The following is a 16,101-nucleotide window of genomic DNA, read 5'->3' as shown; positions in this document are numbered from 1 at the left end:
ATATGCTCAAGATAAATAACAAAAACCACCCATGTTTAGGGTGGCTCATTGTTTCTTTTTTTAAGTTTACTGAATACGTAAACCAAGCATTGCGCGTTGTCCCTGACGAATAATCGCGACACGTGCTACGGTATTTTTTTGCAAGTTAGAAACAACTTTTGCAAAATCCTGACTATTTAAAATCTGGTTATTGTTGACTTGAACAATCACATCACCCGGAATGATATTTGACAATGATGCCAAACCGCCACGGCGAACATCTTGTACATAGATGCCGCCCTTTACACTTAAAGCACTTTTTTCTGGTTCAGCCAAATCACGAATGCTCATTCCTAGAACTGGACCTTTAGATACAGCACTTTGTGCGCCTGTGGCAGGCGTTTCATCTGGGGCAGTCGTTAAAGTTGCTGAAATATTACGGGTTTTATCATCACGTAATACTTCAAACTGAACAGTTTGATTCGGCTGTACTTTGTTTAATGCGTAGAGTAATTCACTGGTGCGTGATACCGGATTACCGTTATATTTCAAAATCACATCACCGGCTCGCAAGCCTGCTTTTTGTGCAGGCGAGTTCGGAGAAATTTGAGTAATTAAAGCACCTTCAGGTTTTGGTAACTTGTAAGCATCGGCAAGATTACGATCAATATCTTGCATCATCACACCAAGATAAGAGCGTGTTACCTTACCTTTAGTTTTAAGCTGTTCGGCCACATCCATCGCTACGTCAATCGGGATAGAGAAAGACAAGCCCATATAGCCGCCAGTACCACTAAATATTCGAGAGTTTACCCCGACTACTTCACCATTTTGGTTAAATAATGGACCACCAGAGTTACCTGGGTTTAGTGCAACATCAGTTTGAATAAATGGTACCGACGTTTCACCACTCATATTTCGTGATTTAGCACTGACAATACCTGCCGAAGCTGAATAGTCAAAACCAAACGGCGAACCAATTGCTAAAACTGGCTCTCCTACTCGTAAGCGGTCAACATTTCCTACACGTAAAGCTGGATAACTATTTCCAGTCACTTTTAACAATGCAACGTCTGTACGCTCATCACTACCGACCACCGTTGCATCAATTTCACGACGATCATTTAAAGTAATACTAATACGTGAGGCATTTTCAATCACATGGTGGTTGGTGAGTAGGTAACCATCTTTACTAATAAAGAATGCACTACCATATGCGGTTTTTTCTTGTGGACCCTGTTGCTGTGGAATGATGACCTGATTTCCAAAGAAACGTTTTAAAATTTCAGGAACTTGCTGCTGCAATAGTTCATCCTGAGTCATTTTCTTTACGACGTTTACACTCACCACGGCTGGACTAACTTGTTCAACGAGGTTTGAAAAATCAACAGTAGCATTTGCCTGAACAGCAGCAACTGTAAATACCGCTGCATACATTCCTTGTTGTAAATAGCGAGTTTTCATTCGGTGCTCACCCACAATTGGTCTACGAGAATAAGAATAAAACTTTTGTATCACAACGCCTTGGAGTTGTGCGTAACAATATGTTTATTTGTAAGGCAACCTTACAATCATTATTTTACGCATTGCAACTTTTTAAGCCAATTGCAATTTTTCTCTGAGTTAGAGCGCTTAAGCTCTTGCCTTTTTAGATAAAAAGGGGTGTCATTAGCGGACGTTTTAGATTGTTGCGAATGGACATGCCTAATTTACAGACAATTCACCACTTTGACGTGATTATTGTGGGCAGCGGCGGCGCTGGTTTAAGTCTGGCTTTATCGTTACCAAATCATTTTAATATTGCAGTTTTAGCCAAAGCTGCTTTAACTGAAGCAAGTACCTTCTACGCTCAAGGTGGTGTTGCTGCTGTTCTTGATGAGACTGACTCTATTCAACAGCACATTAATGACACTATGATTGCAGGTGCTCATTTATGTGAAATGGATGCGGTACAACATACCGTAGAAGGTGGTCGCCCTTCTGTAGATTTTCTTTTAAAGCAAGGCGTGCAGTTTACCTTAGATGAAGATGAACAACTTCATTTAACACGCGAAGGCGGTCATTCGCAGCGCCGTATTATCCATTCGGCTGATGCAACAGGTAAAGCTATTTCAACCACCTTGGTTGAACGTGCCCAAGAACGTAAAAATATTACTATTTTTGAAAATTACATTGCGATTGATTTAATTACATCGCAAAAATTAGGACATGTTGACCAAGCGAATCGCGCTATTGGTTTGTATGCCTTAGATGAAAATACAGAAAAAGTTCATACTTTCCTTGCACCATTTACCGCGCTTGCTTGCGGCGGTGCAATGAAAGCTTATCTGTACACATCTAATCCAGATATTGCCACAGGTGACGGTATTGCTATGGCTTACCGCGCAGGTTGCCGTGTTGCGAATATGGAATTTAATCAGTTCCATCCAACTTGTCTCTATCATCCCCAAGCTCGCTCATTTTTAATTACCGAAGCGATGCGTGGTGAAGGTGCGTATTTACGCTTGCCTGATGGTGAACGTTTCATGCTGCGTTTTGATGATCGTGCAGAACTGGCTCCACGCGATATTGTGGCGCGAACTATTGACCATGAAATCAAACGCCTCGGTATTCGCCATGTGTGGTTAGACATCACGCACAAATCACCAGAGTTTATTAAAGAACACTTCCCTACACTTTATGCGCGATTGCTTGAATTGGGCATCGACATTACCAAAGATATGATTCCAGTGGTGCCGGCAGCTCATTACACCTGTGGTGGCGTTGTGGTTGACTCAAATAGTCAGACCGATATTGAAGGCTTATATGCCATTGGTGAAACATCTTATACCGGTTTACATGGCGCAAACCGTATGGCGAGTAACTCATTACTTGAATGCTTCGTCTATGGCATGAGTGCAGCAAAAGACATCGAAAATAAATTTGATAAAGATTTAAAACTACCAGAAGTACCAAGTTGGGATGACTCTCAAGTCACCAATCCAGATGAAGATGTGGTGATTTTACAAAACTGGGATGAGTTACGTTCTACCATGTGGAACTACGTTGGTATTGTCAGAACCACGAAACGTTTAGAACGTGCTTTACACCGTATTGAAATGTTAAAGCGTGAAATCACTGAGTATTATCAAGACTATCGTGTTAGCAAAAACCTGATTGAACTGCGTAACCTTGTTTTAGTATCTGAGATGATTGTGCGTTGTGCGATGCAACGTAAAGAATCACGTGGTCTACATTACACACTCGATTATCCTGAAACTTCGAGTGAGATTCGTAAAACCGTTTTAACTCCTCCAAATTTTGCAGTAGAACAGCCATTGGTTAATACTGATATTTAAGCTGTTTTTCTACAAAAAAAAGCACAGTTCAGACTGTGCTTTTTATTTGGTTTGTATTTATGATTTAGGTGGAATTGAATAAGTCGCGGTCACATGTGCAACGGGTTCATCCAATCCTACTGAATAAATCCAAACCTCACCCACCACCAAGCTCTTTCCTACTTTCATGAGCTTACACTCACTGCGTAAGTCTTGATCACCTGCGGGTTTTCTTAGGAAGTTAATATTAAAGTTGGTGGTCACAGCTAAACCAATAATTCCGATTTCACCTAAGATAGCAATATATAAAGCAAAATCTGCTAAGGTCATCATGGTTGGGCCAGATATGGTACCACCGGGACGTTGATGCCTTTGATCGACATGATAATAAACAACCGCAGCTTTGGGCGTGACTGATTCAATCGTGCAATGTTCAAGACTTGGCGGAAATTCCTTTTCAAGAAATGCCACGATTTCTTCTTTTGAGCTTTTCATCCTTGTTATTCTTCAATCTATAAATCATATGTAAGATAGCATAAGAAAATAGCAGATATTTTCTATGACGTTTTAAAACAGAATTAACGTCATTTTTAACCACTCCCATTTTTATAAGAGTGGCTCATCCAATTGCTTATCCTAAATATTGCAATGCCTGTTCGAACACCTGATCAGGACTTTGGGTTGCATCTATTCGCTTAATACGTTCTGGTTCAGCTTTCCATAAGGTTTCATAGCCTTCACGAACCTTAGTGAAAAAACTTAACTTTTCTTGTTCAAAACGGTCTAAAGCTCCACGTTCACGTGCACGGGTCATCCCGAGTTCAATCGGTGCATCTAACCAGAACGTCACTTCTGGCATGCGTGAAACAAAGTTCTGATTTAAAAGCTGTAATTTATCTTGGCTTAGACCACGACCAGAACATTGATAAGCAAAACTTGCATCGGTAAAACGATCGCTTAATACAATTTTATTAGACTCTAGAGCCGGCAAAATGACCTGTTGTAAATGTTGAGCACGTGCCGCATAAATGAGTAATAGCTCGGTATCATGACTCATATTTTCATCATGATTGACTGCCAAAAGCATAGAGCGTATCTGTTCAGCTAGAGGAGTACCACCCGGCTCTCGCGTTAAAACAACTTGTTTACCTTGCTCTTCAAAATGCTGGTGAATTTTTCGAATGAGTGTAGTTTTACCTACCCCTTCCGTGCCTTCAAAGCTAATAAACATCTCTTTTCCTTATTTCTTCGATCTCAACACGGATAAATAGTCTTGCACCGCTTGATTATGCGCTTGCAAGCTTGCCGTAAATTTATGCCCACCATTACCAGTTGCTACAAAATAGATGTTGTTTGAATCATCTGGATGCAACGCAGCTTCAATTGCTTTTTGGCTTGGTAAAGCAATTGGAGTTGGCGGTAAGCCATTAATAGTATAAGTATTATATGCTGTTGGAGTACGCAGGTCTTCTCGGGTAATGTTTCCCTTATAGTTATTGCCCATACCGTAAATAACTGTTGGATCCGTTTGTAAACGCATACCAATTTTTAAACGGCGGACAAAAACGCCAGAAACTTGTGTAAGTTCACTATCCAAACTTGTTTCTTTCTCAACAATAGAAGCCATAATTAAGGCTTCATATTTGTCTTTATAAGGTAAATTCGGTGCACGATTTGCCCAAGCTGCGTCTAGAGCTTTCATTTGACGATGATATAAATCGGTAAGAATTTTCTTGTCAGTCTCGCCTTTTGCAAAGAAATACGTATTAGGTGCAAACAAACCTTCTGGATGATCATAAGGAATGCCAAGCGCTTTCATCAGCTGATCATCGGGTAAATCTAATATTGTATTTTTTACGTTTTTATCATTTTTTAATGCAGTAATAAGCTGTTTAAAAGTTGTACCTTCAATAACCAAAACACGGTTCATCTGAGCATTATCCGCATCAGATAGCATCTCTAATACTTCTCTTACACTCATTCCCTGTTCAATTTCATACACACCAGCTTTCATGCTGTCATGAATCATAAATTTCTGATAAAGCTTCAATACCACTGGAAAGCTAACTTTTCCTTCTTTCGCCAACCGATCAATAAAACCAGAATAGGTTTCACCAGATGTAATGGATAACATCTGTTTTTTGCCTTCAATCGGATAAGCTTTAAATAGGCTCGACCATAAAATGGCAAAAGTAGAAATTAAAACAATAAACAGGCCAATTAGAACCAATCGCTTAGAAAATTTTGGAGCTTGTTTTTTGTTATTTTTCTTGGCGTTTTTTGCTTTCGCATTCACAGGTGGCTTCGGCATATTAATGAATCTGATTTAAGTTAAGGAGATGAAATAAATCTATGCATGCCTGTGTTTCTAACGTTTTCGCTCCTAAATGAGTGACCACTCGCATAGGATGTAAAGCATTACAAAAGAATAAACTTTGTATTTCAGATACTTCATCTAGCTCAATTATACGTACTTCACAGGCAATACCATGGTGCTGCATACGCGCTAAAATTTCCGCCCGCATTACACCGTGGACGCCATTATAGCGAAGTTCGGGAGTAATCCATCTATCATTTAAACGAATAAAACAATTACTACTGACTCCTTCAACAATATAACCTTGTACATCAGTAACTAATGCTTCAGCCCACCCTAGTTGATCTGCTTCTTTTTTTAGCAATACTTGTTCAAGACGGTTTAAAGATTTAAGCCCAACTAAGCTCGGCATGGTTAAACCTAAAGCCTGATTTAAAACGCCACACTGAATAAAGTCTGGCTGAAATGGCTCTAAAGATTTTGGATAAAACCAGATATAAATATCAGCATTATGCTTTGGCAAACTATAACCACGGTCACCTATCCCACGACTAATCACAATTTTTAAAGTGCCATTGAGCACAAGATGCTGCTTTTGTAGTTGCTGCAAACTCTGTTCTATTAATTCAAAATCTACAGTTAATGACAGTTTTTGACATGCAAGTTTTAGGCGTTCCCAATGTCTTTCTTTAAGCTCAATCTGGTTTTGAAAAACACGAATTGTGGTAAAGCATCCATCTCCATAATGAAATGCTCGATCCAGTAAAGGAATGGTTTCAACAGGTTGCCCATTTTTAAAACACCACATGTTTAATCCACCCTTTGCTTAAAACGACCCAACAATACAACACCTTTCATTTAAATAATAAATGACTGATTTTAAAAAATTATACCGATTTCGTATCTACTTTTGAAACTTGTTGTATATCAAGATTTAAGAATAACTTATCTGTTTTTAATATTTCTATTTTTTTCATATTAAATTCGTTTTTTATTATTTTTTTAGAATAAAGACTAGCGCTATTCTGCGTTCATGTTTTGAACATTTCATATTTTTTGAGGGATTATCTCATGCGTTTTTCTCAGTTAAAAGTCGGGGTTATCGCTGCACTTCTTTCAGTTTCATCATTTGCAGCCCAAGAATTTTTAAACGTCTCTTACGACCCTACTCGTGAGTTATATACAGATTTCAATAAACAGTTCGGTACTTACTGGAAACAACGTACTGGTCAAGATATTGAGTTCAAACAATCACACGGCGGTTCTGGTAAACAGGCCCGTGCGGTGATTGATGGCTTAAATGCAGATGTAGTGACATTAGCACTTGCAGCAGATATCGATGAAATTGCCGAAAAAGCAAAATTACTTCCAACTGACTGGCAGAAAAAGTTACCGCAGAACTCTACCCCGTACACCTCAACAATTGTGTTTTTAGTGCGTAAGGGTAACCCTAAACAAATTAAAGACTGGGCTGATTTAATCAAACCGGGTGTAGAAATTATTACACCAAACCCGAAAACTTCTGGCGGTGCTCGTTGGAATTATCTTGCAGCTTGGGCTTGGGCAAAACATCAACCAGGTGGTAATGATGCAAAAGCACAAGAGTATGTTCGTCAAATTTATAAACATACTAAAGTTTTAGATTCGGGTGCTCGTGGTGCAACCACTACTTTTGCTGAACGTGGCATTGGTGATGTGTTACTAGCTTGGGAAAATGAAGCACATTTAGCTCTTCGCGAACAGCCAGGCAAATTTGAAATTATTACCCCTTCTCTTTCGATCTTAGCTGAACCTCCAGTTGCAATTGTTGAAAAGAATGCGACTAAAAAAGGCAACCTCACGATTGCAAAAGGTTACCTCAACTACTTGTATTCACCAGCTGGCCAAGAAATTGCAGCACGTAACTTCTACCGTCCACGTAATGCAGCCGTTCTTAAGAAATACAGCAATGTATTTAAGCCATTGAAACTTGTAACCATCGACAAAGAATTTGGTGGTTGGACGAAGGTACAAAAACAACACTTCGACAATGGTGGTGTTTTCGATCAAATCGTGAAAATCAATAGTACAGAGAAGTAATTCTTTGTACTAAAGATAAGGAGAACAGACATGATTCACACTGTAATTGTTCCAGGTGTAGGTGGAAGTGAACATCAGCATTGGCAATCTTGGTTGCAGCGTCAACTCGTGTCTAGTTCTCGTGTTGAGCAAAAAAACTGGGATAGACCAGTATTAAGTGAATGGGTTGAACAATTCGTTAAAACAGTTCAAGCAGCGCAAGCTCCTGTACAAATTGTTGCGCATAGTTTCGGTTGCTTAACGAGTGTTGCTGCTTTAGCTGAATATCCAGAGTTAAAGAGCCAAGTTAAGAAACTTATTTTGGTTGCTCCAGCAAATCCAGCACGCTTTGGGGAAGCTGGTTTTGCCCGCCACAGCTTGACCGACTACAAAGATTATTTTCATCAATTAAAAATTGATGTGCCTACAACGCTACTCATTAGTGAAAATGATCCATGGCTCGGCTTTTTTGACGCTTTACAACTTGCTAAGTCGTGGAAATTAAATCCAGTTAATCTTGGTGAAGTCGGCCATATTAATGTTGCTTCAGGTTTTGGACCATTTCCAGATTTGCTGAATTATCTGATTCCAGAAGATTCGATGTGTAGTCACTCATCTATCGACCCGGTAAAAACTCATTTCTCTTTGAAATTTGCTTAATACCCATCTTTATATCGCACCGTTTATCTTTATTTATTCGCTTACTGGTTTCAGCAGGCTTTTCTCTTTGAGGAAATATCATGTCGCAGCGATCCCGAGTGCTGCCTGGGTTTGGTCTATCTTTGGGCTTCACCCTCGCCTATGTGTCTTTTATTGTGCTTATTCCATTAGCCGCAGTCTTTATCAAATCATTTGGAATTGGATGGGACGGATTATGGGAAATATTAACGTCTGAACGTATTTTAAAATCGCTTCAACTCAGTTTTAGTTCAGCTTTAATAGCAGCATTTATTAATGTTGTATTTGGCTTACTTCTGGCTTGGTGTCTTGTACGTTACAACTTCCCAGGGAAACGTCTGGTTGATGCATTAGTCGATCTACCTTTTGCTCTTCCAACTGCAGTTGCAGGTATTGCACTTACCTCACTCTATGCACCTACTGGCTGGATTGGTCAATATCTCGAACCTCTAGGCATTCAGGTCGCATATAGCCCAATCGGTATTACATTGGCATTGGTGTTCATTGGTATTCCATTCATTGTAAGAACAGTTCAACCAGTACTCAGTGATATCGAAACTGAGCTTGAAGAAGCAGCTTCAGCACTTGGCGCAAATCGCTGGCAGACGATTACTAAAATTATTTTACCGATATTACTACCGGCTTTGTTCACAGGTTTTGCTTTAGCATTTGCCCGCGGTGTGGGTGAATATGGTTCAGTTATTTTTATTGCGGGTAACCAGCCGTTTAAAACAGAAATTGCTCCACTCATGATCATTTCACGTCTTGAAGAATATGATTATGCAGGCGCAACAACGATTGCTGCGGTCATGTTAGTTCTCTCTTTCATCATTTTATTTGCCATTAATTTACTTCAAGCGTGGGCAAACCGTCGTACAGGGAGAAATGTCACATGAACCTACATACTGACAGCAATGCGCTTGCGCTTAAATTGCAATCACGAGATGCGACACGTGAACCAACTTGGGTACGTTACACACTCATTACCGTGGCTCTGATTTTTTTCTTAAGCTGCTTGATGTTGCCACTCATTCTGGTTTTTGTAGAAGCATTTAAACAAGGACTTGAAGTCTATGTTCAAGCGTTGATTGATCCAGACACGCTATCGGCAGTGAAATTGACCTTATTAACCGCAGCAATTGCTGTACCAATTAACGTGATATTTGGTGTTGGCGCTGCATGGGCTGTCTCTAAGTTCCAGTTTAAAGGTAAGGCAATTTTAACCACCATCATTGATATGCCTTTTTCGGTTTCCCCTGTTATTGCAGGTTTAATGATTGTGTTGATTTTTGGTGCGCAAGGCTGGTTTGGCGGATGGTTAATGGAACACGACATCAAAGTTTTATATGCCGTACCCGCAATTGTTTTAGCAACCATCTTTATTACTGTTCCATTTGTTGCACGTGAGTTAATTCCACTCATGGAGGCTCAAGGAACTGAAGAAGAAGAAGCAGCGATTGTACTCGGTGCATCAGGATGGCAAACCTTTTGGAAAGTCACTCTACCAAACATTAAATGGGGTTTAATTTACGGCGTGATTCTATGTAATGCCCGTGCAATGGGTGAGTTCGGCGCAGTATCTGTAGTTTCTGGTCACATCCGTGGTGAAACTAATACCCTGCCACTTCATGTCGAAATTTTATATAACGAGTACACCTTTAGCGCAGCGTTTGCCGTGTCCTCATTACTTGCTTTCTTAGCCCTATTAACACTGGTATTGAAAACGTGGTTAGAACTACATCAAGACAAACCAGAACCGCATTCAACTGATTCGTAAGGAATGAAATCATGAGTATTCAAGTTAAAAATATTGAAAAACACTTTGGTGCATTCCATGCGCTTAAAAATATTTCCCTAGATTTTCCTGAAGGTGAACTGGTTGCCCTACTCGGCCCATCTGGTTGCGGTAAAACAACCCTACTTCGTATTATTGCGGGCCTAGAATCAGCTGATGGCGGTCAAGTGTTACTTGAAGGCGAAGATGCAACCAATGTACATGTGCGTGAGCGTCAGGTCGGCTTTGTATTTCAGCACTATGCTTTATTCCGTCACATGACTGTATTTGACAATATTGCCTTTGGTTTACGTGTTCGTCCACGTGCAACACGCCCTTCAGAAGCTGAAATTAAAAAACGCGTTACTCGTTTACTTGATCTAGTTCAACTTGGATTTTTGGCAGACCGCTACCCTGCTCAGCTTTCGGGCGGACAACGTCAACGTATTGCTTTAGCCCGTGCCTTGGCAGTAGAGCCACGAGTATTATTACTTGATGAACCATTTGGTGCGCTAGATGCCAAAGTCCGTAAGGAATTACGCCGCTGGTTACGCAACTTACATGATGAATTGCACATTACTTCAATTTTCGTAACCCACGATCAGGAAGAAGCACTTGAAGTTGCCGATCAGATCATTGTAATGAATAAAGGTAATGTAGAGCAGATCGGTTCGCCTCGTGAAGTTTATGAAAAACCATCAACACCATTTGTATTTGATTTCTTAGGTCAGGCAAATCGTTTTGAAGGTGAAAACACAGGCGGTATTATCCGTATTGGCAATGACCGTATTCAATTACCAACCTTAGTTGAGGCACCTCAAGGAAAAGTGATTGCTTTTGCGCGTCCAGATGAGTTACATATTCACTCGCAACCGCAGGCTAATACTATTGAAGCGACTTTTGTACGTGAAATCTGGATTGCTGGAAAAGTTGTGGCGGAATTACAAGACCGTAATGGACGTTTAATTGAGATTGCTCTAAGCAATGAAGCTGCAAAATTACATGCGTTTAAACCGAATCAAACCGTTTGGGTAAGTGCATCTCAACTGCACTTATTTGCAGATCAAGTTGCTTAAGAAATATATTTGGTAAGGAAAAGTGTGAATGAACTTTCAACAATTAAGAATTATCCGAGAAACTGTACGCCAAAACTTTAACTTAACCGAAGCATCAGCTGCGCTCTACACGTCCCAATCAGGCGTAAGTAAACATATTAAAGATTTAGAAGACGAGCTAGGTGTACAACTTTTTATACGAAAAGGTAAACGTCTTTTAGGTTTAACCGAACCAGGACAATCTCTTCTTGGCATCGTTGAACGCATGTTAGTTGATGCTGAAAATATTAAACGTCTTGCAGAAGACTTTAATAAAGTTGATGAAGGGACATTAACGATTGCGACGACCCATACTCAGGCACGTTATGTACTTCCCCCAATCGTCAATCAATTTAAGAAGTTATTTCCTAAAGTTCATTTGATTTTACAACAAGCCAGTCCTGTTGAAATTTCAGAAATGCTCTTACAAGGTGAGGCTGATATTGGAATTGCTACAGAGTCTTTAACGACTGAAGAAAATCTAGCGAGTATTCCTTACTATCAATGGCAACACAGTATTATCACACCGCAAAATCACCCTTTAGTGAAGGCGGATAAGATTACGCTTGAACTTTTAGCGGACTATCCACTCATTACTTATCATGGCGGTTTTACAGGTCGCTCTAAAATTGACAAAGCCTTCGAAGAAGCTCACCTCGATGCAGATATCGTGATGTCAGCTCTCGATGCGGACGTCATCAAGACTTATGTGGAATTGGGCATGGGAGTCGGAATTGTTAATGCCGTAGCTTATGACACAGAACGTGATCATCGTTTAAAACAAACTAAAACTGATATTTTTGGTGTCAATACGACATGGATTGCGGTGCGTAAAGGACATCTATTACGCGGTTACGGTTACGAGTTTATTTCTTTATGCTCACCTGATGCTGATATTAAAGCGCTTAAGAAAATTGCTTACCCAGATGAATAAAGATTCAAAAATAAATAAAAGAGCTTTTTAGCTCTTTTATTTTATTAGAAGCAAAAAAAACGAGCCGAAGCTCGTTTTTTTGTATTTATTACCAGAAGAAGTTCACACCAACTTTACCAACTGGTAACCATTGGTATTTATCGTCATTCGCGATTTTATTTTCTTCTGCACGTAAGTCTTTATCAAAGTCAGCACCGTTAACATTAACAAACGTACCATTTGATTTAAGATTTACACTTGGGTTACCTGTGTAATATGCACCAACCTCACCGAATACACCCCAGTTCTTATTGATCTTAGGTGCAAAACCCAAACCTACATAAGGGGCAATATCATTTTTATAACTTAATTTACCATCAACTGAACCATTAAAGTTATAATTATTACCATTTACTTTAATAGTACCGTCTTGTGAACGTTTGCTTAAATCATAATCATTATCAAGGTATGCTGCACCAGCTGCTACATATAAACCTTGAGCCCAACGGTTAGTACTTGCACCCCAAGGACGAATTTCAGCGTTTAAATAAACGTTGTTATTATCCATATCAACGTCATATTTCGTACCATTTACAGATACGTCATCACGCCAAGAAATGTCACCACCATTATAACCAAGTGCCAAACCTACATATGGGTTTGCTTGCCACAATAAAGCACCACCGTAACCAGTTGTACCTACCTCAGCACGCACTCCCACAGGAATTAATTGGTTTTTGTCGAATGCGTAGCTGTCATGAACAACGGCTTCATCTGCCATTGCAGCACCAGCAGCGAATAAAGCTGTTGTTGTTACTAAAACACGTAATGCTTTCATAGTTTTCTCCTCAAAAGGCTCTGTTTTTAATTTATTCATCTTGTGACTGAAATCATAATAAAGAGAGCTTAGAGTCTTTTTTATACAAAAAATGCTAGATTTCTGTTATTTTTTGATACAAATTGAGTTAAATTTTTATTTTCAAATCATTTTTGTGTAAAAAACACTTGATTATCTAATAAGCTTAATTTCATTTACCTCATTTATGCCCTCGATTAAACGTAACACGTTTTTTCAAAGATTCTTGTCACAAATTAGTGTAAAATCTTTAAAATTTTTTATGGAAGGAAGATCATGTCTCAGCTTTCTACGATCATTGAGCAAGCATTTGAAGACCGCGCAAACCTTACTGCAGCAGATTGCCCAAGCGAAATTCGCCAAGCTGTTGAAGAAGCAATTGCTGGTTTAGATAACGGTACACTTCGAGTTGCTGAAAAAATCAATGGTGAATGGGTTGTTCACCAATGGTTAAAAAAAGCTGTTTTATTATCATTTAAACTAAATGACAATAAACCAATCGAGTCATGTGATCTTCGTTTCTACGACAAAGTTGAAACTAAATTCTCTGGTTGGACTGAAGAACAATTTAAAGCAGCAGGTGTTCGTGTTGTTCCTCCTGCTGTAGCACGTCGTGGTAGCTTCCAAGCTAAAAACGTAGTGTTAATGCCTTCTTATGTCAACATCGGTGCTTACGTAGATGAAGGCACAATGGTTGATACATGGGCAACAGTAGGTTCATGTGCTCAAATCGGTAAAAATGTTCACTTGTCTGGTGGTGTAGGTATCGGTGGTGTTTTAGAACCATTACAAGCTAACCCAACCATTATTGAAGACAACTGCTTTATCGGTGCGCGTTCAGAAATCGTTGAAGGCGTTATTGTTGAAGAAGGCTCAGTCATTTCAATGGGCGTTTTCATTGGTCAATCGACTAAAATTTATGACCGCGCAACTGGCGAAATCCATTATGGTCGCGTTCCAGCAGGTTCAGTTGTTGTAGCAGGTAGCCTGCCGTCTGCTGATGGTAAATACAGCTTATATGCTGCAATTATTGTGAAAAAAGTTGATGCGCAAACACGTGCAAAAACAAGTTTGAACGATTTGTTACGCGCTGACTAATTTCAGTTTGATCAAACATCTCTACGGTCAACACTGATCGTAGAGATTTTATTTTTTATATAGTGTGGTATTTCTAGAATGGCTTCCTTACGTTCCTCTGCAATCCCTGTCTCAGACCCTGCGTCCGGTTTACGCATTACCGAGATTTTTTACTCGTTGCAGGGTGAAGCAAATGCCTCTGGCCTACCGACTGTATTTATTCGTCTAACGGGCTGTCCATTACGTTGTAGCTATTGTGATACCACTTATTCTTTTGAAGGTGGTGAACGTTTTTCACTTGAACATATCATTGAAACAGCTACACAATTTCAAACTCCTTATATTTGTGTAACTGGTGGTGAACCTCTTGCACAGCCAAACTGTTTGATTTTATTACAACGTCTATGTGAAGCTGGCTTTGATGTTTCTTTAGAAACCAGTGGCGCGCTCGATGTCTCAAAAGTAGATTCGCGTGTTTCTAAAGTTCTCGATTTAAAAACTCCAACTTCTGGTGAGGAACATCGTAACCTCATCAGCAATCTTGATCATTTGACTGCGCATGACCAAATTAAATTCGTCATTTGTAACCGCGAAGATTATGAATGGTCAAAGCAACAAGTTGAAAAATATCAACTGCATAAAAAAGTCAGTACCGTTTGGTTCTCCCCTGCCTTTGCAGTTGAAAAAGGTGCTGTTGGCCTGCCACGTCTAGCACGTGATCTGGCACAGTGGATACTTGATGATAAATTACCCGTTCGTTTCCAACTTCAGTTACATAAACTGCTGTGGAATGACGAATCAGGTCGCTAATCACTCAATAAAATAAATCATTCCGAATATGGAGAAAAATATGCGCCCTCGTGCCATTGTTTTACTTTCAGGCGGCTTAGACTCAACCACTTGCCTAGCTTGGGCACAAGCACGCTATGAATGTATTGCTATTAGTTTTATGTATGGTCAACGCTCAACCACTGAACTCGATGCAGCAAAAGCATTAACTCAACGTGCAGGTGTTGAACATCGTGTAATTAATATTGATTTGGCTAATTTAGGTGGGTCTGCACTTACAGACCATAACATTGCTGTACCAGAACAATTACAAGAAGGCATTCCTGTAACTTATGTACCAGCACGTAACACAATTTTCCTTTCATATGCCTTAGCAGCAGCAGAAGTATTCAATGCTGAAGCGATTGTTATTGGTATCAATGCCGTTGATTATTCAGGATATCCTGATTGTCGCCCTGAATTTATTGACGCTTTTGCCAATATGGCACGTTTAGCAACGAAAGCTGGCGTGGAAGGAAAACCACTTAAATTTGAAACACCCCTGTTACATTTATCCAAAGCGAATATTATACGTTTAGGGATTGAACATGGCGTAGACTATAGTCAAACGGTATCTTGCTACCAAGCAGATGCTCAAGGACGTGCGTGTGGCAAATGTGACAGTTGCCGTTTGCGTAAAGAAGGCTTTATCGAGGCCGGTGTTACCGACCCAACACGCTATATACCGTAATAAGTAGGTAAAATTTATGAAGTTGTTAAAATCAAATCTTATTCTTTCATCTTTGTTTTCAACTGTTGCTCTTATGGCTGGTACAGCACATGCTGCGGAAAACCCAGTTCAAGCAGCATATAAAAGTACTAACGTTAAAGGTGCATTAGTTAACGTTTGTAAAGATCAAACAGCTAAAGGCGGCAAACTAAGTTCATCTGAAGTGAGCAAATTCTGTAGCTGCCAAGTTGAAGCACAAGGTAAAGTAACTGAAGCACAAAAATGGGAAATCCAAAGTGCAATCAATGCGAAGAAAAGCCCAAGCTCTCTAGGATTTGTACAACAACAAAACCGTGATCTTAAAACATGTTTCGGCCCTCAGTTAACAACTAAGCTTGAAAAATTAACTGAAGATGCTATGAAAGCAGCTCAACAACAAGCTCCTAAAAAATAAGCTTTTGTTATTCCAAATTAAGCCTGCATTTATGCAGGCTTTTTTATAGCTCTGTTAAAATGAAATCGATCTTGACCAATTCATTT

17 protein-coding genes are annotated in these 16,101 nt (G+C 39.6%); 11 read left to right on the top strand and 6 right to left on the bottom strand.

Annotation, left to right across the window (positions count from 1 at the left end):
• Positions 1-66: 66 nt before the first annotated feature.
• On the bottom strand, positions 67-1,443 hold the full coding sequence (locus ACLBWE_RS05350) for a Do family serine endopeptidase (protein WP_045429606.1): 1,377 nt from the start codon (positions 1,441-1,443) through the stop codon (positions 67-69).
• A gap of 230 nt (positions 1,444-1,673) precedes the next feature.
• On the opposite strand from ACLBWE_RS05350, the gene nadB reads away from it, so the two are divergent.
• Positions 1,674-3,317 (top strand): L-aspartate oxidase, encoded by a 1,644-nt coding sequence (gene nadB, locus ACLBWE_RS05345; protein WP_045429603.1) that lies wholly within the window; start codon positions 1,674-1,676, stop codon positions 3,315-3,317.
• Positions 3,318-3,374: 57 nt separating this feature from the next.
• Here the strand turns inward: nadB and ACLBWE_RS05340 are convergent, their stop codons facing one another.
• From ACLBWE_RS05340 to pabC, 4 genes are all read right to left on the bottom strand, one after another.
• Complete coding sequence (locus ACLBWE_RS05340) at positions 3,375-3,791, bottom strand: PaaI family thioesterase (RefSeq protein ID WP_003650294.1); 417 nt, start codon at positions 3,789-3,791, stop codon at positions 3,375-3,377.
• Positions 3,792-3,927: 136 nt separating this feature from the next.
• The gene (tmk, locus tag ACLBWE_RS05335) at positions 3,928-4,527 is read right to left on the bottom strand and encodes a dTMP kinase (protein WP_447601604.1); all 600 of its coding nucleotides are present in this window, start codon (positions 4,525-4,527) and stop codon (positions 3,928-3,930) included.
• A gap of 9 nt (positions 4,528-4,536) precedes the next feature.
• Positions 4,537-5,607, bottom strand: coding sequence for an endolytic transglycosylase MltG (mltG, locus tag ACLBWE_RS05330; RefSeq protein WP_447601602.1), 1,071 nt, complete (start codon positions 5,605-5,607; stop codon positions 4,537-4,539).
• Position 5,608: 1 nt separating this feature from the next.
• On the bottom strand, positions 5,609-6,421 hold the full coding sequence (gene pabC / locus ACLBWE_RS05325) for an aminodeoxychorismate lyase (protein ID WP_447601600.1): 813 nt from the start codon (positions 6,419-6,421) through the stop codon (positions 5,609-5,611).
• Positions 6,422-6,684: 263 nt separating this feature from the next.
• Between pabC and ACLBWE_RS05320 the strand changes: the two genes are divergently transcribed.
• The 6 genes from ACLBWE_RS05320 to ACLBWE_RS05295 all read left to right on the top strand — a co-directional run bounded on the left by ACLBWE_RS05320 (position 6,685) and on the right by ACLBWE_RS05295 (position 12,151).
• The gene (locus tag ACLBWE_RS05320) at positions 6,685-7,692 is read left to right on the top strand and encodes a sulfate ABC transporter substrate-binding protein (RefSeq protein WP_004643674.1); all 1,008 of its coding nucleotides are present in this window, start codon (positions 6,685-6,687) and stop codon (positions 7,690-7,692) included.
• Between the two features lie 30 nt (positions 7,693-7,722).
• Positions 7,723-8,331 carry an RBBP9/YdeN family alpha/beta hydrolase gene (locus ACLBWE_RS05315; RefSeq protein WP_447601598.1) on the top strand — a complete coding sequence of 203 codons (609 nt, stop codon included), beginning with the start codon at positions 7,723-7,725 and terminating at the stop codon, positions 8,329-8,331.
• A gap of 80 nt (positions 8,332-8,411) precedes the next feature.
• Complete coding sequence (gene cysT / locus ACLBWE_RS05310) at positions 8,412-9,245, top strand: sulfate ABC transporter permease subunit CysT (protein ID WP_003650283.1); 834 nt, start codon at positions 8,412-8,414, stop codon at positions 9,243-9,245.
• Positions 9,242-10,126, top strand: a complete 885-nt coding sequence (gene cysW, locus ACLBWE_RS05305) for a sulfate ABC transporter permease subunit CysW (RefSeq protein ID WP_045429575.1) — start codon at positions 9,242-9,244, stop codon at positions 10,124-10,126. The genes cysT and cysW overlap by 4 nt, the downstream gene beginning before the upstream one ends.
• Positions 10,127-10,137: 11 nt before the next feature.
• Positions 10,138-11,199 (top strand): sulfate/molybdate ABC transporter ATP-binding protein, encoded by a 1,062-nt coding sequence (locus ACLBWE_RS05300; RefSeq protein ID WP_003650279.1) that lies wholly within the window; start codon positions 10,138-10,140, stop codon positions 11,197-11,199.
• 28 nt (positions 11,200-11,227) lie between these two features.
• Complete coding sequence (locus ACLBWE_RS05295; protein WP_003650277.1) at positions 11,228-12,151, top strand: CysB family HTH-type transcriptional regulator; 924 nt, start codon at positions 11,228-11,230, stop codon at positions 12,149-12,151.
• 88 nt (positions 12,152-12,239) lie between these two features.
• Here ACLBWE_RS05295 and carO read toward each other — a convergent pair whose 3' ends face one another.
• On the bottom strand, positions 12,240-12,968 hold the full coding sequence (gene carO / locus ACLBWE_RS05290; protein ID WP_016137361.1) for an ornithine uptake porin CarO type 4: 729 nt from the start codon (positions 12,966-12,968) through the stop codon (positions 12,240-12,242).
• 294 nt (positions 12,969-13,262) lie between these two features.
• On the opposite strand from carO, the gene dapD reads away from it, so the two are divergent.
• The 4 genes from dapD (at position 13,263) to ACLBWE_RS05270 (ending at position 16,015) form a co-directional block, all read left to right on the top strand.
• A complete protein-coding gene (dapD, locus tag ACLBWE_RS05285; RefSeq protein ID WP_004643678.1) occupies positions 13,263-14,084 on the top strand; it encodes a 2,3,4,5-tetrahydropyridine-2,6-dicarboxylate N-succinyltransferase in 822 nt (273 codons plus the stop codon).
• Positions 14,085-14,162: 78 nt separating this feature from the next.
• Entirely contained in the window at positions 14,163-14,873 is a 711-nt protein-coding gene (gene queE / locus ACLBWE_RS05280) for a 7-carboxy-7-deazaguanine synthase QueE (RefSeq protein ID WP_017387867.1), read from the top strand.
• Between the two features lie 40 nt (positions 14,874-14,913).
• The gene (gene queC / locus ACLBWE_RS05275; RefSeq protein ID WP_212772022.1) at positions 14,914-15,582 is read left to right on the top strand and encodes a 7-cyano-7-deazaguanine synthase QueC; all 669 of its coding nucleotides are present in this window, start codon (positions 14,914-14,916) and stop codon (positions 15,580-15,582) included.
• A gap of 16 nt (positions 15,583-15,598) precedes the next feature.
• Positions 15,599-16,015 carry a hypothetical protein gene (locus tag ACLBWE_RS05270; protein WP_424614987.1) on the top strand — a complete coding sequence of 139 codons (417 nt, stop codon included), beginning with the start codon at positions 15,599-15,601 and terminating at the stop codon, positions 16,013-16,015.
• Positions 16,016-16,101: the final 86 nt, after the last annotated feature.

This window comes from Acinetobacter sp. M5A5_2a (genome assembly GCF_053345265.1).
This window is presented reverse-complemented; position numbering and strand designations above follow the sequence as displayed.